General features: G+C 48.1%; 27 protein-coding genes and 1 pseudogene. 24 read left to right on the top strand and 4 right to left on the bottom strand.

What is annotated here, in order from left to right; all coding sequences use genetic code 11:
• Positions 1–65 precede the first annotated feature (65 nt).
• Positions 66–278 carry a cell division protein FtsZ gene (locus WBL83_RS01665; protein ID WP_424587511.1) on the bottom strand — a complete coding sequence of 71 codons (213 nt, stop codon included), beginning with the start codon at positions 276–278 and terminating at the stop codon, positions 66–68.
• 290 nt (positions 279–568) lie between these two features.
• Positions 569–973 (bottom strand): transcriptional regulator, encoded by a 405-nt coding sequence (locus WBL83_RS01660; protein WP_424587510.1) that lies wholly within the window; start codon positions 971–973, stop codon positions 569–571.
• A gap of 129 nt (positions 974–1,102) precedes the next feature.
• On the opposite strand from WBL83_RS01660, the gene WBL83_RS01655 reads away from it, so the two are divergent.
• The 21 genes and pseudogenes from WBL83_RS01655 (at position 1,103) to WBL83_RS01555 (ending at position 13,158) form a co-directional block, all read left to right on the top strand.
• On the top strand, positions 1,103–1,333 hold the full coding sequence (locus WBL83_RS01655) for a transcriptional regulator (protein ID WP_424587509.1): 231 nt from the start codon (positions 1,103–1,105) through the stop codon (positions 1,331–1,333).
• 2 nt (positions 1,334–1,335) lie between these two features.
• Positions 1,336–1,908, top strand: a complete 573-nt coding sequence (locus WBL83_RS01650; RefSeq protein ID WP_424587508.1) for a toxin YdaT family protein — start codon at positions 1,336–1,338, stop codon at positions 1,906–1,908.
• Between the two features lie 95 nt (positions 1,909–2,003).
• Positions 2,004–2,201 (top strand): ClpX C4-type zinc finger protein, encoded by a 198-nt coding sequence (locus WBL83_RS01645; RefSeq protein WP_424587507.1) that lies wholly within the window; start codon positions 2,004–2,006, stop codon positions 2,199–2,201.
• A 30-nt stretch (positions 2,202–2,231) separates the two neighbouring features.
• Complete coding sequence (locus WBL83_RS01640) at positions 2,232–3,209, top strand: DnaT-like ssDNA-binding domain-containing protein (protein ID WP_424587506.1); 978 nt, start codon at positions 2,232–2,234, stop codon at positions 3,207–3,209.
• Complete coding sequence (locus WBL83_RS01635; RefSeq protein WP_424587505.1) at positions 3,169–3,654, top strand: replication protein P; 486 nt, start codon at positions 3,169–3,171, stop codon at positions 3,652–3,654. Before WBL83_RS01640 ends, WBL83_RS01635 begins: the two co-directional genes overlap by 41 nt.
• Entirely contained in the window at positions 3,654–3,944 is a 291-nt protein-coding gene (locus WBL83_RS01630) for a hypothetical protein (RefSeq protein ID WP_424587504.1), read from the top strand. Before WBL83_RS01635 ends, WBL83_RS01630 begins: the two co-directional genes overlap by 1 nt.
• Complete coding sequence (locus WBL83_RS01625; protein WP_424587503.1) at positions 3,941–4,408, top strand: hypothetical protein; 468 nt, start codon at positions 3,941–3,943, stop codon at positions 4,406–4,408. The genes WBL83_RS01630 and WBL83_RS01625 overlap by 4 nt, the downstream gene beginning before the upstream one ends.
• The gene (locus WBL83_RS01620; protein ID WP_424587502.1) at positions 4,398–5,147 is read left to right on the top strand and encodes a DNA-methyltransferase; all 750 of its coding nucleotides are present in this window, start codon (positions 4,398–4,400) and stop codon (positions 5,145–5,147) included. Before WBL83_RS01625 ends, WBL83_RS01620 begins: the two co-directional genes overlap by 11 nt.
• Positions 5,144–5,647: an SAM-dependent methyltransferase gene (locus WBL83_RS01615; RefSeq protein ID WP_424587501.1), complete on the top strand. Its 504-nt coding sequence runs from the start codon at positions 5,144–5,146 to the stop codon at positions 5,645–5,647. Before WBL83_RS01620 ends, WBL83_RS01615 begins: the two co-directional genes overlap by 4 nt.
• Before the next feature lie 101 nt (positions 5,648–5,748).
• Complete coding sequence (locus WBL83_RS01610; protein WP_424587500.1) at positions 5,749–6,039, top strand: hypothetical protein; 291 nt, start codon at positions 5,749–5,751, stop codon at positions 6,037–6,039.
• Positions 6,040–6,266: 227 nt separating this feature from the next.
• Positions 6,267–6,506 carry a DinI-like family protein gene (locus WBL83_RS01605; RefSeq protein ID WP_424587499.1) on the top strand — a complete coding sequence of 80 codons (240 nt, stop codon included), beginning with the start codon at positions 6,267–6,269 and terminating at the stop codon, positions 6,504–6,506.
• Between the two features lie 438 nt (positions 6,507–6,944).
• Positions 6,945–7,400, top strand: a complete 456-nt coding sequence (locus tag WBL83_RS01600) for a YbcN family protein (RefSeq protein WP_424587498.1) — start codon at positions 6,945–6,947, stop codon at positions 7,398–7,400.
• A gap of 7 nt (positions 7,401–7,407) precedes the next feature.
• Positions 7,408–7,965 (top strand): recombination protein NinG, encoded by a 558-nt coding sequence (locus tag WBL83_RS01595; protein WP_424587497.1) that lies wholly within the window; start codon positions 7,408–7,410, stop codon positions 7,963–7,965.
• Complete coding sequence (locus tag WBL83_RS01590; protein WP_424587496.1) at positions 7,962–8,651, top strand: bacteriophage antitermination protein Q; 690 nt, start codon at positions 7,962–7,964, stop codon at positions 8,649–8,651. Before WBL83_RS01595 ends, WBL83_RS01590 begins: the two co-directional genes overlap by 4 nt.
• A gap of 258 nt (positions 8,652–8,909) precedes the next feature.
• Positions 8,910–9,848: a hypothetical protein gene (locus WBL83_RS01585; RefSeq protein WP_424587495.1), complete on the top strand. Its 939-nt coding sequence runs from the start codon at positions 8,910–8,912 to the stop codon at positions 9,846–9,848.
• Entirely contained in the window at positions 9,832–10,587 is a 756-nt protein-coding gene (locus tag WBL83_RS01580; RefSeq protein WP_424587494.1) for an HIRAN domain-containing protein, read from the top strand. Before WBL83_RS01585 ends, WBL83_RS01580 begins: the two co-directional genes overlap by 17 nt.
• Positions 10,588–10,710: 123 nt before the next feature.
• Positions 10,711–11,109, top strand: a complete 399-nt coding sequence (locus tag WBL83_RS01575; protein WP_424587493.1) for a putative holin — start codon at positions 10,711–10,713, stop codon at positions 11,107–11,109.
• The gene (locus WBL83_RS01570; RefSeq protein ID WP_424587492.1) at positions 11,106–11,381 is read left to right on the top strand and encodes a phage holin family protein; all 276 of its coding nucleotides are present in this window, start codon (positions 11,106–11,108) and stop codon (positions 11,379–11,381) included. Before WBL83_RS01575 ends, WBL83_RS01570 begins: the two co-directional genes overlap by 4 nt.
• 2 nt (positions 11,382–11,383) lie before the next feature.
• Entirely contained in the window at positions 11,384–11,863 is a 480-nt protein-coding gene (locus WBL83_RS01565) for a TIGR02594 family protein (protein WP_424587491.1), read from the top strand.
• A 41-nt stretch (positions 11,864–11,904) separates the two neighbouring features.
• Positions 11,905–12,027, top strand: a pseudogene (locus WBL83_RS01560) (Rz1-like lysis system protein LysC); the annotation flags it as partial.
• Between the two features lie 390 nt (positions 12,028–12,417).
• Positions 12,418–13,158, top strand: a complete 741-nt coding sequence (locus tag WBL83_RS01555; RefSeq protein ID WP_424587490.1) for a S1 family peptidase — start codon at positions 12,418–12,420, stop codon at positions 13,156–13,158.
• 120 nt (positions 13,159–13,278) lie between these two features.
• Here the strand turns inward: WBL83_RS01555 and WBL83_RS01550 are convergent, their stop codons facing one another.
• A complete protein-coding gene (locus WBL83_RS01550) occupies positions 13,279–13,467 on the bottom strand; it encodes a hypothetical protein (protein ID WP_424587489.1) in 189 nt (62 codons plus the stop codon).
• Positions 13,468–13,624: 157 nt separating this feature from the next.
• Between WBL83_RS01550 and WBL83_RS01545 the strand changes: the two genes are divergently transcribed.
• Positions 13,625–13,828 (top strand): hypothetical protein, encoded by a 204-nt coding sequence (locus WBL83_RS01545; RefSeq protein ID WP_424587488.1) that lies wholly within the window; start codon positions 13,625–13,627, stop codon positions 13,826–13,828.
• On the opposite strand, the gene WBL83_RS01540 is transcribed toward WBL83_RS01545, so the two are convergent.
• The gene (locus WBL83_RS01540) at positions 13,822–14,133 is read right to left on the bottom strand and encodes a hypothetical protein (RefSeq protein ID WP_424587487.1); all 312 of its coding nucleotides are present in this window, start codon (positions 14,131–14,133) and stop codon (positions 13,822–13,824) included. The two genes, WBL83_RS01545 and WBL83_RS01540, sit on opposite strands and share 7 nt — an antisense overlap.
• 27 nt (positions 14,134–14,160) lie before the next feature.
• Between WBL83_RS01540 and WBL83_RS01535 the strand changes: the two genes are divergently transcribed.
• Both WBL83_RS01535 and WBL83_RS01530 read left to right on the top strand, forming a co-directional pair.
• Positions 14,161–14,733 (top strand): terminase small subunit, encoded by a 573-nt coding sequence (locus WBL83_RS01535; protein WP_424587486.1) that lies wholly within the window; start codon positions 14,161–14,163, stop codon positions 14,731–14,733.
• Positions 14,730–16,277 carry a terminase gene (locus WBL83_RS01530; RefSeq protein ID WP_424587485.1) on the top strand — a complete coding sequence of 516 codons (1,548 nt, stop codon included), beginning with the start codon at positions 14,730–14,732 and terminating at the stop codon, positions 16,275–16,277. The genes WBL83_RS01535 and WBL83_RS01530 overlap by 4 nt, the downstream gene beginning before the upstream one ends.
• The last annotated feature ends 3 nt before the right edge of the window (positions 16,278–16,280 follow it).

Raw genomic sequence — 16,280 nt, 5'->3', positions numbered from 1 at the left:
TAGATTTCCAGCGTGCTTTGGTCGGTAGCGCTGGACGTAGAACCCGCCTTGCGCGGGTTTTTGCGTTAATGAATCAGCGGATTACCGCGCCCATCTAACAAAACTTCAATTACACAATCATTGATTCGAAGAACATCAACTCCTGCATGCAGGTAGGTCCACTGACGCTCGTTGATTACTGCTGAAACCCGGTAAGTACGGCCTTCATGTAGTGCCATCATCCCCGGCGCCACACACTGGCGAATCATCGGCATCGTGCCGTAGTGTTGGTTAACCATCTCAATCCCCTTTGCCGTCTTCCCGGCTGCCAGAACATTACTTAACCTGCTGCGCGTTAATCTCACCACCTCATCCCGATCTTCATATGCGTCGGGCCGCTACTTCGTGAGCGTCCTGCCTGGGTGGTTCGTTGCTGCGTGTTGATGGGATAAGTATTATCGATACAATCGATATATGTCAATTATATTTGATGATTAATTTTACAGAACGGATGGCTAGAAAAGGTGGGTGTCAAAATTTGGATGTAAAAAAACCGCCATGTGAGGCGGTTATTTGCTTTAGTTGGAGGCTAACGGGATGGCGGCTCAATCTTCCTACGTTTTTGATATTCAGCCATGAAATCATCCAGCTCTTTGAGTCGAGTCCCGGCCAAATCAATAAAACGGTCTTGTTCTGCAGTAGGCAGTTGATCAAACACATCTAAGAGCCGCTTCTGGCGGTCATTAAGTCCATCTGCATAAGCTTGCTGAGTGTGCAGGGGCGCATCACTTTCTTCTTCATCTTCCATGAAGAACCAATACAAAGGCTTGCCTGTAGCTTTCGGCAACAGATCCAGCACATCTTTGCGCGGTAGAATTCCTGATTGGCACCAGCCATTAACTGACTGAGAGGTTGCGCCAACTCTGCGACCTAACTCTGACTGCGACATCCCAGTCTCATTAAGCACTCTTTGTAAACGCTCGCCAAAGTTCATTTCTAGTTCCCGCACAATTACATGGTTTCATTATACAGATTTTTTCTGTAGGGATGATTATCGAAATAATTTGACACTATCGATTTAATTTGAATAATTGGTTGTATCTTCACTTAACGAGACCAACCAATGAAAGTAACTGTTCAACGCAAAATCCTTTCCGTATGCAGCCAGGCGGAGCTGGGTCGTCGACTAGGTCGACGGGCTCAGACAGTTAACGGCTGGTTCAAAAACAAAGTTCCCGGCGAACTGGTTGTTCGTGTTGCTCGTGCTATCGATTGGCAAGTTACCCCGCACGAGCTGCGTCCTGATCTCTATCCAAACCCAACTGATGGCCTACCAAGGCAAGTGGAGGCGTAACCGTGCAAACCCTCGTTTTTCAAAATCATATCATTCCGTCAGAGCGAAAAGTGATTTCTGAAAATCAATCTGCGGCATGTCGACGTGGGAACATTAAATGTGCAGCTGTCCGAGATGCGGTGATTGCGTGGCAGGAATCTTTACCAGGGAAATCCCAGGAATTCATCACGCAGGCAATCGTGAATGAGTGGAACCGGCGGGGAGGTCGTGGACTGAACCTTTCCGGTTCGTTGCAGAACGCGAAGCAGAATATTTTTCGCTGGCTGGACAACCCGCGCGGTTCTGAAAGGTACGAACGTTACATAACCACGCTAACACCAGTGATCGCAGACGTTATGCCGATTGAGATTGCGCGCGAGTATGGCCTGAAGCAGGGCATGACAAATACGGAGCTGGTGGCTAGCGCCATCAAAGAATGCAGCGAAGCGCAACTGGCCAAGCTGAATGGCTCATCCGTTGAAATGCTCGAAAAGGAAGTGCGTGAAGCCGCTGAGGCGCTGCTTCGATTATTACCCATGGAAGCGATGGCTCAAGTTGTGAGTGGCCTGGTTGCTCTCGCGCCCGGATTGATGTGAGGAAAACATGAAGAAACTCAGAAAAGCGAAAGCCGCGGTGCTCGAACACCAACGGCTTTCAGTTGCAATAACCACTACGGAATCGCGAGGGAATTATGTCAGTTAACACTGCGCTAAACAACCAACCAACTCATCAGTGCACGTTTTGCGGGATCACCAATGCCACCCTTAAAGGCGTAATGATCTCTGACCCCGGCGTAAACATCTGCCAGGAATGCGTTCTGCTCTGTGTCGATCTCGTCTTTGGACACAGCGCAAAGCATGAAGGGGGCGATCATCGTGAAGCGCACTAGTCGATACAACCCAGGCACCAGGGGAAACCAATGGCCGGAGAATGGATAAAAATGAGGGCCGATCTGCACACGCATCCGAAAGTTGTCCGCATGGCGTCCGCATTGAAAGCGGACAGATTGCGCGTAATCGGCGCACTACATGCGACATGGTGTCTGTTTGACGTCCATTCTACAGACGGTTTTCTCGATGGATATACCCCTGAAACGCTCGACGACATGATTAATTTTGCGGGCTTTTCGACTGCAATGATGGCTGTCGGATGGCTGGAAAATAAGGATGGCAATCTTGTCATGCCCCGGTTTGACGAGCATAACGGGCAATCAGCTAAGCGCAGAGCACAGGAAGCATCCCGTAAAAAGACTGTCCGCAAAATGTCCGCATCCGATGCAGACAAAAAGCGGACTAGAGAAGAGAAGAGAAGAGAAGATCTAAAAGATAAACCCCCTCTCTCTGAGGGAGTGGATGAAATTCCACCATGTGGTCTTGCAGAAGAAAAAATCGACGAAATCGCGGAACGACCTCAGGCACCACCAGGCAATGGAGAACCATCCGGGAAGTTCCCAATGTGGGAGGGCTGGTATCCGTCGCCTGATTTCCAACGGAGGGCGGCGATCTGGAATCGCATCCTCACCGGACCAGCTCCGGGATTTGCAGAACATGAACTGGCTAGCTTTACCGACTACTGGGCTTCTGAGGGGAAAGTATTTACCCAGACGCAATGGGAACAAAAATTTGCTGACAGCGTGCTGTATGAGCGTAAGCGGACTAATCAACTTGAACAAAATTCAGGGGGTAACCATGCAGGAAATAACAACGACGCAGGTGAGTCTGCCGCGCTCCGACAGGTCAGGGAAGCCCGCGCCGAATGGGAGCAGCAGCAGGGTATGGGTTCTGTGGGAAACCATGGTGGGAATTTATTCGAACCGCTGGGTAATCAAGAACGGAACGACGCCGGGAGCGACCTGGATGGCTCAGATTGGTTCCATGACGGACATTCACCTAGCTGAGGTCTGCAAATGTTGCGTTGATCGCTGTGCTACTGGCAATACCTGGCCGCCTGATCTCGCTGAATTTATTTCCATTGCCACTGCCTGCAAGCCAAATGTTTTTGGCCTGAAGGTTGCCGATGTTAATGCTGAATACAATCGTTGGAAAAGTGAATGCTGGCGCTATAACTCATCAGAACAGTTCCCGTGGAAACATCCGGTGCTGTATCACATTTGCGTTGAAATGCGTCGTGAGGGTGTCGAGCGAAGGCTCACTCAAGCGGAAATGGACAAACTTGCCGCATTCAAACTTTCCTGGTGGGAAGACCAGATTGCAGCAGGCAGGCAGGTCCCGCCGATAAGACGGCAAATTGCGGGGCCAGCAAAAGCTTCGGGGCCAACACCCGCGCAGTTGCTGATGGATGAATACAAAAGGCGTAAGACGCAGCAGAAAGGTGGTATCTGATGAAAACCAAACAATCAAAACCAACAGGACGTCAGCTGATTGAGGCATATATCCGTAAACACGATGGCTGCACTCATACAGAAATCAGGGAAGCGTTGAATCTCAGCACCACGACTGTTGGGTCTGGCCTGGCATTGCTTAAACGCGAGCGGCTTATTGAGAGTCGCGGCATCAACGGGCAAATGCGTTACCACTTGCTGGCTACCGCTACTGAATCCAACCAACCAATATTTGGATTGAGCCCGAATATGGCTCTGCTTAATCGTCTGCTTGCCGAGGTGCGCGCATGAATACCAAAACTCAGGAATTAGTAACGGCTGGCTATGCGCTGGCGAAAGGGCTTGATGCTGGATCTGCAAAGCTGGTGAAAGAGCTGGCTGACGAACTGGCAGTTCAGCGTGTGCGAGCCGACGAGTTAAACAAGCAGGTGGTTAGCCTGGCGGTTGAGAATGCTGGGCTAAAGGCATGGGCTGAAAATCGTGCTGCATCTGACGATTCTTTTGAGCAAGAGCAATATCCAACCCTGAAAATCGACTGGCGCCAGCGTCATTTAAAAACGCTTCAAACCCCAGCCACCGACACTGCTATAGCAAAAATCAAGTTGCTGGGTGTGGATGCATACGCAGCATGGTGTGACGAGAAAGTGGAGTTCATGGGTACACAGAATATCCATGACGATGTTCACCTATCCGCATCCCAATCCGCAAAACGATACACAAATCATATGCGCAAGGAGGCTGGCATTGAGCAATAACACCGAAGCGCTAAGACTGCACCATGCCGACTGTTTCGATGTGTTCCCGCTGATTGGCACCGGAACCGTTGATCTGGTATGCGCTGATATTCCCTACGGCACAACGCAGTGCCGCTGGGATTCGGTGCTCGATCTCCAGACTATGTGGCGAGAACTGTACCGCATCGCTAAGCCGTCAGCGGCCATCGTGCTGTTTTCTGCTCAGCCGTTCACCGGCATTCTGGTCAGCAGCAATCTTTCCGACTGGCGGACAGAATGGATATGGGAGAAAGGCAACGCGACCGGCTTCCTTAACTCAAAAAAACAGCCCCTCCGGGCGCATGAAAACATCCAGGTGTTTTACCGCCAGCAGTCGACCTATAACCCGCAAAAGACTAGCGGTCACACACGCAAGACAAGCCAACGCAAAGCCTTTAACTCGGAGTGCTATGGCAAGGCGCTGGAGCTGACTGAATACGACAGTACAGAGCGGTACCCGCGTACTGTGCAGTTTTTCTCGAGCGATAAGCAGAGGAACAACTGGCACCCTACACAAAAGCCCCTGGCGCTGATCCGGTACCTAATTGATACATACAGCAACCCAGGTGAAACCGTGTTGGATTTCACGATGGGAAGCGGTACCGCTGGTGTCGCTTGTCAGCAAGCTGGGCGCAATTTCATAGGTATCGAGAAGGATGCAGCCATTTTCCGTACCGCTTGCGCTCGTCTTGGCGTTAATGAAGAGGAATATGCAGCATGACTAACCCGGCATACGAAGCCATGCCTTCAATTCTCGATATGTGTTGCGGCTCCAGAATGTTCTGGCTCGATAAGCACGATGAAAGGGCAGTGTTCACCGACATTCGCAGCGAAGAGCACACGCTTTGCGACGGTCGCCGCCTGGTCATTCGTCCTGACCTGATTGCCGACTTCCGCGCATTGCCGTTCGCCAACGATTCTTTCCCAGTCGTGGTCTTCGACCCACCACACCTTGAGCGTGTTGGCGATAGCGCCTGGATGGGTAAGAAGTACGGGAAGTTGAACAAAGAAACGTGGCGTGATGATTTACGCGCTGGGTTCAGTGAGGCGTTCCGAGTGTTGTGGCCACAAGGTGTGCTCATCTTCAAATGGAACGAAACGCAGATACCGGTCAGCCATGTTCTGGCGCTTACAACAATGAAACCGATAATCGGCCAGCGTACTGGTAAAAACGATAAAACTCACTGGATTATTTTTGTGAAGGATGCAGTTCATGGATAAGAGAACAGAAGGCCTGAACAATAAGTAAATTAAAGTAAAAGTAGTCAGGATGCTGAATATCGGAGCCGTTATTGATTTAAATAACCAACCGAGAGAAAGATATGAACATTCGAGGCATGATCATCAAAAGTGTGATTGGTTTTGTTTTTGGTATTCCGATCATTACCAACCTGAATAGTTTGATATGGCATGAATACAAATTTGCCAAGCAAGAGGTTGACTGCGTTGTTGATGCATCCAAATGGATAACGAATCTGGATATTACACCAGGGAAAAGTGCTGAGAACGATATTCTTACGATGCAGAATCAGCTGAAAGGCTGCGTCCGAAATTTGGATTTTGGCAAAAGCAGCAAAGAGTTCATTCTGGAGCAGTACAGAAGGGGAGTCTAGGAGCATCTAGCCCTCTTGAAGTGGGCTTTTTTTTCGCTTAGAACCAGCAGTGCAGTAATTTTAGTTTTGAAACCAAATCTAAGCCTCACATCCGGGAGGCTAGTTTTTATTCAGCTAATGTGCTGATAATACACAAATTCCTATAATTAATTTTTCAATTGCTTTACTTTCAAATTCCGATTAATAATTACTGTATGTTTATACAGTAAAATAATCTGGGAGAGAAAATGAAAGTAGAAGTGACCATCGACAGAAACAAAAAACTACCCATTGGGGCGATCCCTGCACTTGAGGCAGAGTTGCATAAAAGGTTGTTGCAGCGCTTTGATGATTGCCGCCTCGTTATCCGTCAGGCTGGTACTGATAGCCTGTCTGTCACTGGTGCAGAGAAAGACAATAAAAAGATTATTGAAGAAATCCTGCAAGAAACTTGGGAAAGCGCTGACGATTGGTTTGAAAACCAGTAAGAAATTGCGCTGTTAAGTTTTATCCAGGTTTAGTCAGATGTGTGGGGGTTGATGTGATAGCACAAGAAGAATTACCTGAGACGGGGTATGCGATAATCCGTTGCCACGATTCTACAGTGATTGCCAAATTTGGAAGTTTTCCAGAGGAAACTCGCGCCCTTATGTATCGTCGTGGAGACGAGATATCTTTTGTTCCCCTTCACGCAGATGACATAGTCGGCACTACAACATTATTTACGCAAATGCTTGAGAAAGCGGGCTACCGAATAACCCAAGGCTTTGATACACTCAATTCGTAGGCCTGAACAACCTGCGAAACCTGCTGCGCCAAGGAGTGAACACCATGGCGCAAAAATACTTCCAATCTGATCTCTCTCGCCTGACGTTTTCCAACGCCAGCGACTTTTTGTATTCAGCGTTTGCCCGAGGGGGTGACGCGTGAACTTTCCAAAAGAGGGCATTCGCCTTCACCAGACTAACTTCGATGCTATAGGGCAACAGCTACAACCGCTTTTAGCTGGTGGAGATTGCTATCGTCTGATCCTCAAACCGTGGCGTGATAAACGCAGCCTGCCCCAGAACGCTTTAAGCCATATGTGGTACGGCGAAATCAGCGAATACCTCCTTCGCTCTGGGCGCACTGACGCGACAACGGAATGGGTGAAGCGCAACCTAAAGAAAACATATCTGGGTAGCGTAGAAGTCACATACACCGATTTCATCACTGGCGAGAAAACCACGACGTGGGAACCGCGACACACTTCTGATCTGGATACCGGGGAAATGCACCACTTCCTGTGCCAGGTAGAGATGTGGTGCGCTCAGTTCGGGCTGACCCTCACCATTCCGCATGGCTGCGAGTATCAGCAGCTGCGCGACCAGCAGAATCAGTGAGGTGAGCATGGCTAAGCAACCTCGCCGTAAGTGCAAAGTCTGCCGTGAGTGGTTCCATCCGGTTTATTCAAACATCTGGTGGTGCTGTCCGGAACATGGCGCGCAGTATGCGCTGGAGCTGCGCGGTCGTGAGAAACAGAAAGCGGAGGATGAGCGTCAGGCAAAACGCCGCCAGGCAGTCAAACCGATGAGTTACTTCATCAACCTGGCGCAACAGGCTTTCAATGAATTTATCCGGTATCGCGACAGATTGAAGCCGTGCATCAGCTGCGGCCGGCATCATGATGGGCAATATCATGCAGGTCATTACCGCACGACAGGGGCAAATCCTGAGCTGCGCTTCAACGAGGACAACTGCCACAAACAATGTGCCCCCTGCAATAACCACCTTTCCGGGAACCTTGCCGCATACAGGCCAAAGCTGATTATCAAAATCGGTCAGGCTCGATTCGAAGCATTGATGGGCCCACACGAACTACCGAAGTGGAGGAGGGAAGATTACATCCTGATCCGCAATACCTACCGGGCAAAGCTCAAAGAACTTAAACAGCAGGAGGCAGCGTGAACCAGCAATATCTTCAGTTCATCCGAGAAGAACTTATGGTGGCCACTGCTGATTTAAGTGGTGCAACGAAAGGGCAGCTGGTGGCGTTCGCTGAGAATGCGCAGTTCGACACAGGCCGATATAAGCGCAAGCGTCGGCGCATACTCGATGAGGTAACGGGCAAAATGATTACGCTTCCAGGCGGTCCGGTACCTGGCCAGCAGTCCAGAGCAAAAGGTTCGTCTATCGCACTCGTTCTGCCAGTAGAGTTCCGAACAGCTTCATGGCGCCGCGCTTTGGCTACGCTCGATAAGCACGAACACGCCTGGTTGTCATGGTGCTATGCCGGGGATATGTCTTTTGCTCATCAGGTGGCGATCACTGAATGGGCGTGGGTTGAGTTTAAAGCGCAGCTCGGCGCGAAGAAGGTAGCGGGGAAGACATTGAAGCGATTGCAGGCGCTTGTGTGGCTGGCAGCGCAAGATGTGAAGAACGAAATGGCAGGGCGGGATGTTTATCAGTATGCGGATCTGGCTAAGCTGGTGGGCGTAACGCCAAAGAACTGGTCAGAGACATTTACAGTGCGCTGGGGAGCGCTTAGAGCTCTATTTGGATACCTTGACAGTGATGCACTTTGTTCAGCTTCGAGAACACGATCACAACAAAAGACGACTAATTCACGCCTTACTCTTGCAAAACTGGATTAAATCGACCATTATCACCACTAATTTGATATTGTGCCATCAGTGCATTTGGTGGCAGTAGTTCAAATTAACCTCATCAGCGAAGACGCGTAACGCCGAGCATACTGAATTAACGAACCCGCCGAGTGCGGGTTTTGCATTTAATGCTATACATACAAACGCTGCTGTACATGCATACAGTGTATGTTATGGTTTTAGAAGTTCATTTATAGTTGCAACTCGGATATTCTTATTCCATCTATAGCTATGGATGGGCAATGAATGAATTATCCAGTTATTGAATTGAATGTGGTTCCGAGAGATCTTGAATCTCTTGGTACTAAAGAAAAATTTTGGTTCAAGTATTCGCCTGATCCCAAAGCTGATTCATGGATGTTCAAGTTTTCTAAAGGATCAACGGGAGAGCATTGGTCCGAAAAATGCGCCTCCGAACTCTGTGAGCTACTTCAAATTCCTCATGCTAATTATGATTTAGCTACTGTTAATGGACGGTTTGGAGTTTTAACCAAAAATATTATTCCGCCTGGGTACCGCATGGTTATGGGGAATGAGGTTTTACATACTCGAACCGCTGATTACCCAGTCCCCGAGCCTTCGCACATTGTTGAACGGGTTGTTAGGGTGAGAGAGCATACGGTTAGTAGGGTTCTTGGTTGTTTGGATATGGAGCATATCCTACCGCCAAGCACTGATTTTAATATTAACCATTTGAATGCAGGAGATGTTTTTTGCGGATATTTAATGCTGGATGTCTTGGTTAGCAATCAAGACCGACACCATGAGAACTGGGCTATCATGCTAAATAATGATACCCAAGAGTGTTTCTTGTGTCCCACTTATGATCACGCAGCGAGTATGGGTAGAGAGCTTCCAGAAGAAAAATATGCTGAAAAGCTCACTACTCGTGATGAAAATCAAAAGGTTTCTGCATTTGTACGAAAGGCACGTTCTGAGCTCTTCAAATTGAAGACAGACTCGAAAAGACTGCTGACAATTGATGCTTTTGTATTGGCGTGTGAAAAACGCCCAAGAGCAAAGGCTCATTGGATGAACAAGTTATCGGAGTTAAAAGATGATGATATTAAAAGTATTTTCGAAAGATTGCCGATAAATTCCGCATCGGAAAATGCTAAAAGTTTCGCTTGCTCTGTCATCATTGAAAATAAAAAAAGGCTTTTACAACATGTCAATTTACAATAATGAATCCGTCTATGTCGCTTGGCAGTCTCCAGACAGTAGGGATTGGCACGTTGTTGGGAACTTAAGAAACAAAGGTTCCCACTACTCATTTAATTACACTAAAGGTGTCGAAAAATTAAGCAAATTTACACCTTTCAGTGGGATGGTTGATCTTTACAAAACATATGTTTCTGAGGAGCTATTCCCGTTGTTTAAAAATCGGTTGCTTTCACCTAGGCGTCCGGAGTATCCATATTTTATTCAATGGCTAGGTTTAACTAATGACTCAGCTACACCTTTAGAAATTCTTGGACGCTCCGGCGGGCAAAGGACAACGGATGAACTTCAAATTTTTAAAAGAATTGAAGTTTCCCCAGACGGCTATTTTGAACATAAATTCTTCTGCCATGGCTTGAGCTATTTGCCTGTATCTGCTTCTGAAAGAGTCTCTTCATTACAAGTAAACGATGAGTTAAAGTTGTGCTTTGATTTGCAGAATAACTATGACCCAAATGCTGTGATTATTCGGGCATCGCAACCAGCTGAAATCATTGGCTACTGCCCTAGATATCTTGCCGAAGATATCAAGGCGATGCTTCATTCCAATCCTTTATCCGTTACATTAAGTGTTGCAGCTATTAGTGATGAAGCTCCGAGTAACTACAAATTATTGTGTAGTTTACGAGGTTCTTTAGATTCTAATACCGCAAAAAATCTTATGAATCGGGAAGAGTTCATGCATTTGGATTCTAATGCCTAAATAAATGATTAGGCACCATATAAAAGCCATCCTTTGGGGTGGTTTTTTAATATATGAAATATAGAAAACATCTCTTTAGCCCTGGCCTGTGCCGGGGCTTTTTCATTTAGGGACTAACGCAATATGTCTGCTGAATCACTCACTGTCTCTGCGGTAGTGGCAACCGGAACGACGGGGGTGACGTTTGCCACCATGTTTCCGGAAGCAACACCAGCAGTGATGTTATGCGCCCTTACTGGTGCAGCAATGTACGTGCTAACCGCCGAAGAGCATCAGCTCTGGAAGCAAATCATCTTTGCATTCATTTCTTTTGTTGGCGGCGTGTTCTTCGCGGGAACAGCATCTGAAATCATTGCTGGCCTACTTAATGCAGCCCTTGGCGTTCTGACGCCACCGGTACACGTAAAAGTATCACCGGCTATTGGTGCGCTGGTGGCCTCAACAATTTCCGTAGTTGTGCTTTTGCGCATTCTCTCGAAATCCAAGACCGCCAATCCGAAGCTGGAGCGAGGTGGGGAATGAACTGGGAATCACTACTGCTTAACGCCAACGCTGCTGTTTGCATGCTTATCGCCATTCGCCTGATGTTCTTCCAGCGTAACGGTCGACGCCATCGCAAAGTATTAGCCTGGCTGGCTTACATTTTCATTCTCGCTGCTGCCTACATCCCGTTCCGTATCTGGTTCGGGCATTACACCGGCGTTGACCCGGCAGAGTTGCTTATCAACTTCATGGTCTGCATTGCCGTGTGGCGTGCAAACGGGAACATCGCGCAAGCATTTAACAGGAGTTAGCTATGCAGGAACCACGCTGGTTAGTTGAAGCCCGGAAGTATATTGGCCAGATGGAGATTAAAGGCCCGCGTCACAACCCCCTCATTATCCAGTTCTGGAAAGACATCAAACGCAGTGGAATCAAAGATGATGAAACGCCATGGTGTGCAGCCTTTGTCGGTTCCATGCTCGAGCGGGTCGGAATCAAATCAACCCGCTTTGAGTCGGCTAAGTCCTACCTCAACTGGGGCGCAGAGTTACGCGAACCAGCCTTCGGTTGTGTTGTGGTATTCAGTCGCGACGGCGGTGGACATGTCGGATTTGTGGTTGGACAGGCAACGAACGGCGACTTGATGGTATTGGGTGGAAATCAGTCTGATGCAGTGAATATCAAAGCGTTCTCCTGCTCACGTGTTAGCGGTTATCGCTGGCCAGTAAATGAGCAAAAGGATTTGCGCCCGCTTCCGATGATGAACGGGAGTCATTCAGCGAGCGAGGCATGAATGCTGACTACCTGCTTTCACTGAAAACATTCTTGTGTAATCCCGGCCTGTTGACTTACGGGGCCAGTCTGGATTTGAACGTAAACCTGCTGTCTGCGCTGGGGCAGTGCAACAGGGATAAGTTTGATATCCGAACGATTGAACAATCACGAACATCGCAATAGTCATTACTAAGCCGCCTGAGATTATTGGTGGCTTTTTAGTTTCTAAATCGGCGCTTTATATGCAGGTCACTATTGATAGTGTCCTGTATGTGTCTGTCTGCAACTCAGCTGTCCGTATCGGAACAGCTATAACGACATACATTCGTACTGATGTTCTGCAACAGGCACTCGCCCAGCACCAGAAATTTTTTTCACTTGGCGTGCTGATTGCTTTTTAAAGTGAAACTCCTGGTTAGTCATGAGCGCTCATTCTTAAATTACGTGTAGCGCAAAAATGATACGAACAAATTGATGTATTAATTATTTTGCATCTGAATTGATGTGTCTCATCAATTATGCTGGTGAATGAATTCACTATGAAATTTCACTCATTGGTATCGGAGCAAGTAGATGCATCAAAACTTAGCCAACGCAACATTTCAGGTCATTGCTGGTGATTCACTCGGTAGTGGGTTCAGCTTCATGCGAGAAGACCTGGTCGTAACCAATTTGCATGTTGTGGCCTCATGTTGTGATTTACTGGCCTTGCGTCAAATTAATTCTGTAACAGTTAAAACTGAAGCGAATGAGCGTATCGGTGGTCAAATATTGCATATTGATGGTGATAACGACTTTGCGATTATGCGGTTACAATCCCCGCTTCCTGCCGGGAGAACAGTTCTTCAACCATCCATAGGGTTTACTCCAACACGAGGCAAAAAGTTAATCTTTGCTGGGTATCCCCACGGCCTACCTCAGTTGCTTACAAATGAAGGGATCATTTCCGCCCCCCTGGATAATGGGCGCTTTGCTCTTGATGGAATGGTTAATGGCGGAAACTCAGGCGGGCCAATTATTGATCGTGAAACAGGAGAGGCTGTAGGCATTGTTACCCAGCGTCGATATATTTTGCCGCCTGATGCGCAGCAACTCTCTAATGAAGTTGTCCAGCTCCGCGGCTATTTGGCACAGACAGCGCAACACATGTCAGTGGAGGTAATGGGGGTTAATTTTGGGCACATGGCAGATATGTTTAGTCGTTCATTACAAATGGTTAGCGAAATGATGAATCATAATGCCAATCCCGGCATTGGGACAGGTTTCTCGTTAGATCCAATCGTAAGTGCAGTGAATTCACTTCCACAGTATTAATTGACCACTAAAGAACTGGTTAAAGTCAAAGGGCCACTAGTACTTCCTAGTGGCTTTTTTATTGCCATCATGATGAGCAGGCCATCGTAATGGCAGTTTGTGAATAGACCGCTAATAAATTCATGGCGCATGGTTTTGGGAGGCGATTTGCATGCAGGCATCTCGGACTTGTATAGCAAGACGAAGCCCTTCCTGAAATCTTGCTGATGTGTTGGGATCATTTGCTGAATTTAGATAGACATTAAATAGCTGCATGACGGTAACGCTATATGCTTGCTTAATAGCATTTTCAGTAATTGTTTCGTCCATCGAGAATCTCCTCGGTAGCATAGATGACAGGTTTACTTCCGTCTTACCATAGGTCATCAATGGGATTAATTTAATAGGAAAGAGGCATGAGAAAACGGGACAGGGAGGCTATCAAATCGGCTTACTTGATTGAGGTGATCAACACAAGGGCATGAGCGTGGCCACTACGTTTAGTGGCAGGCATTACAGCAGGCATTTACTGAGTGCCTTTGATAAAAAGATAACTCACATTAAGAAAACAGAATCGCTTGGCAGCCTGAGCTACAAAAATAGCCTCGATAGTTACTTTCACAACGGCTATCACCACGAGGCTCATTTGCCAGTGGGCCTGACGGTGAAAGCCGTAATTATTTATCAATAGGAGGTAAATTTATGGTACCACCAATTAACCAAATTATAGCCTTCATTGAATTTAAGAATGAGTTTCCCACTTTCAATTTCAACAACTAAGTACTCTGTGATCATGATTTCACCAGTATCTTCATGCTGCTGTTGAAGTGAGCAGCCAAATTCTTGCAATGCACTGAATGCCTCTTTCTGTTTAACAAGTACACCATTTCTTTTATTTGTATTTTCCGTCATTTGTGAAGAAGCGATACCTGCACCAACAATGCATGCAGCAATATTAGCTAAGTTGTCCATGTATTCTTTTGAGTCTTTTTCCATAACTACTATTTCCGTAAGAGATTAAACATGGCACTCACCGACAAGCAAGATATGTTCTGTCGCGAGTACCTCATCGATTTAAACGCCACTCAGGCAGCGATTCGTGTGGGGTACAGCGCTAAAACTGCTAACCGTACCGCTACAAAATTGCTGTCAAAAGCTGTCATTCAAAACAGGATTGCCGAACTTAAAGCCAAGCGCAACGAAGATGTGGGCATTGATGCTGATTATGTGCTCCGGCGCTTGGTTGAAATCGACCAGATGGACGTTCTGGACATCCTCAATGATGACGGCAGCCTCAAGGCGATCAGCCTTTGGCCCAAATCATGGCGAACTACCCTTACCGGGTTGGACATCAGTACGACCATCCAGAACTTCAACGAGGAGTCGGCAGAGACCATCCTCAAAAAGATTAAGTGGCCTGATAAGGTGAAGAACCTCGAACTACTTGGTAAGCATGTGCGTGTTCAGGCATTTAAAGAGCAGGTAGAGCAGAAGGTCACAGCTACTCACAACATCATGCCGGTGCCGTCGTGCACGAGCGTTGATGATTGGGAGGTGGCAGCACAGAAACAGCAGAGCGAGGTTTTAGGTGGATGAATTACAAAGCCGTCTGGAAACCTTTGCCCGGGTCGCAGTCTCTGTCCCTGAGTTGCCCATGCAACGAGATACTATATGAAGGCACTCGAGGACCAGGTAAGACAGCCGCGCAGTTAGCACGCTTTCGTCGCAATGTAGGCGTTGGCTACGGCTCATTCTGGCGCGGCGTGATATTCGATACCGAGTATAAAAACCTCACCGACATCATTACCCAATCCAAGCGTATGTATCGCCTGTTTAATGATGGCGCTCGCTACCTGGCATCAGCCAGTGAATTACGTTGGGTGTGGCCCACTGGTGAAGAGCTACTTTTCCGTTTTGGTAAAGAAGAGAGCGACTACTGGGATTATCACGGTCAGGAGTTTCCGTTCATCGGCTTCAACGAACTGACCAAGCAACAGTCACCTGAATTCTACGAAATGATGTTCTCATGCCGACGTTCGTCGTTTCGTCCTGACGACTACCCGCTGGATGATGGTTCGGTGATTAAGCCAATCCCGCTGGAGACATTCAGCACGACCAACCCGTTTGGTATCGGTCACACCTGGGTGAAGAAACGTTTCATTGAGCCAGCGCCGCGCGGCACCATCATCCGCGAAACGCAGCAAGTATTTAACCCGCAGACGGAACGCGATGAGGACGTGACGCTTACCCGCGTCGCCATTCACGGCTCGTTCAAAGAGAACCCGTATCTCGATCCGCAGTACATCGCCACGCTGATGAGCATTAAAGACCCTAACCGTCGTAAGGCATGGGTTGAAGGTTCATGGGATGTGACCAGCGGTGGGCGATTTGACCATCTGTGGAATGAATCACTACACGTTATCAAGCCATTCACCATCCCAGAAAGCTGGACGGTTGACCGCTCTCACGACTGGGGCGAATCGAAGCCGTTCGCTAACCTGTGGTGGGCTCAGTCAGACGGCACGGAAGCAACGCTTCCCGATGGTCGCAAGTTCTGCCCTCCGACCGGTTCATTGATTCTGATTGGCGAGTGGTATGGCTGCCCACCTGAAGAGCTGAACAAAGGCCTGAATATGTCATCCACCAACGTTGCTAAAGGCGTTGCATGGGTTGATAAGCGCCTGATGGGTGAAGAGGTCGACGAGCCAGAGGAAACGCAAGGGAAAGGGCAGATGCACATCGTGCCTGGCATATGTAGCAGCATCATTCCCGGTCCCGCTGACGGCGCGATATTCAACACTGGCGACAATGAGCTGTCCATCGCACAAAAGATGGAAGCGCAGGGCGTTACGTGGCTGCCAGCAGATAAAAAGCCTGGTTCACGCATCAACGGCGCATCACTCTTTGCTGACATGCTCGAGGCGGTGATTGAAGGCAAGAAAACTGAATCGGGAATGCCGGAGAAACCTGCCTTCTACGTCATGGAGCATTGCCGGGGCTGGATAAGCCGCATACCGGTACTTGTTCGTGACGACAAAAAGCCTGATGACGTAGATACCACTCAGGAAGATCACGACTACGACGCCACACGTTACCGCGTTCTGCACTCGCCAAAACGAACAGGCGCAATCTTCTTCTAAGGA

This window comes from Buttiauxella sp. (assembly GCF_049686335.1).
Taxonomy (GTDB): Bacteria; Pseudomonadota; Gammaproteobacteria; order Enterobacterales; family Enterobacteriaceae; genus Buttiauxella.
Note: the sequence above shows the minus strand (reverse complement) of the source record. Positions and strands in the feature narration are given on the sequence as shown.

Bases quoted from the DNA above. Each gene is read 5' to 3' on its own strand.
- WBL83_RS01665 (WP_424587511.1), bottom strand. From the start codon at position 278: ATGGTTAACCAACACTACGGCACGATGCCGATGATTCGCCAGTGTGTG.
- WBL83_RS01635 (WP_424587505.1), top strand. From the start codon at position 3,169: ATGGCTCAGATTGGTTCCATGACGGACATTCACCTAGCTGAGGTCTGC.
- WBL83_RS01660 (WP_424587510.1), bottom strand. From the start codon at position 973: ATGAACTTTGGCGAGCGTTTACAAAGAGTGCTTAATGAGACTGGGATG.
- WBL83_RS01555 (WP_424587490.1), top strand. From the start codon at position 12,418: ATGCATCAAAACTTAGCCAACGCAACATTTCAGGTCATTGCTGGTGAT.
- WBL83_RS01625 (WP_424587503.1), top strand. From the start codon at position 3,941: ATGAATACCAAAACTCAGGAATTAGTAACGGCTGGCTATGCGCTGGCG.
- WBL83_RS01615 (WP_424587501.1), top strand. From the start codon at position 5,144: ATGACTAACCCGGCATACGAAGCCATGCCTTCAATTCTCGATATGTGT.
- WBL83_RS01645 (WP_424587507.1), top strand. From the start codon at position 2,004: ATGTCAGTTAACACTGCGCTAAACAACCAACCAACTCATCAGTGCACG.
- WBL83_RS01655 (WP_424587509.1), top strand. From the start codon at position 1,103: ATGAAAGTAACTGTTCAACGCAAAATCCTTTCCGTATGCAGCCAGGCG.
- WBL83_RS01565 (WP_424587491.1), top strand. From the start codon at position 11,384: ATGCAGGAACCACGCTGGTTAGTTGAAGCCCGGAAGTATATTGGCCAG.
- WBL83_RS01540 (WP_424587487.1), bottom strand. From the start codon at position 14,133: ATGGAAAAAGACTCAAAAGAATACATGGACAACTTAGCTAATATTGCT.
- WBL83_RS01550 (WP_424587489.1), bottom strand. From the start codon at position 13,467: ATGGACGAAACAATTACTGAAAATGCTATTAAGCAAGCATATAGCGTT.
- WBL83_RS01640 (WP_424587506.1), top strand. From the start codon at position 2,232: ATGGCCGGAGAATGGATAAAAATGAGGGCCGATCTGCACACGCATCCG.
- WBL83_RS01585 (WP_424587495.1), top strand. From the start codon at position 8,910: ATGAATTATCCAGTTATTGAATTGAATGTGGTTCCGAGAGATCTTGAA.
- WBL83_RS01605 (WP_424587499.1), top strand. From the start codon at position 6,267: ATGAAAGTAGAAGTGACCATCGACAGAAACAAAAAACTACCCATTGGG.
- WBL83_RS01530 (WP_424587485.1), top strand. From the start codon at position 14,730: ATGAATTACAAAGCCGTCTGGAAACCTTTGCCCGGGTCGCAGTCTCTG.
- WBL83_RS01610 (WP_424587500.1), top strand. From the start codon at position 5,749: ATGAACATTCGAGGCATGATCATCAAAAGTGTGATTGGTTTTGTTTTT.
- WBL83_RS01535 (WP_424587486.1), top strand. From the start codon at position 14,161: ATGGCACTCACCGACAAGCAAGATATGTTCTGTCGCGAGTACCTCATC.
- WBL83_RS01595 (WP_424587497.1), top strand. From the start codon at position 7,408: ATGGCTAAGCAACCTCGCCGTAAGTGCAAAGTCTGCCGTGAGTGGTTC.
- WBL83_RS01570 (WP_424587492.1), top strand. From the start codon at position 11,106: ATGAACTGGGAATCACTACTGCTTAACGCCAACGCTGCTGTTTGCATG.
- WBL83_RS01630 (WP_424587504.1), top strand. From the start codon at position 3,654: ATGAAAACCAAACAATCAAAACCAACAGGACGTCAGCTGATTGAGGCA.
- WBL83_RS01575 (WP_424587493.1), top strand. From the start codon at position 10,711: ATGTCTGCTGAATCACTCACTGTCTCTGCGGTAGTGGCAACCGGAACG.
- WBL83_RS01580 (WP_424587494.1), top strand. From the start codon at position 9,832: ATGTCAATTTACAATAATGAATCCGTCTATGTCGCTTGGCAGTCTCCA.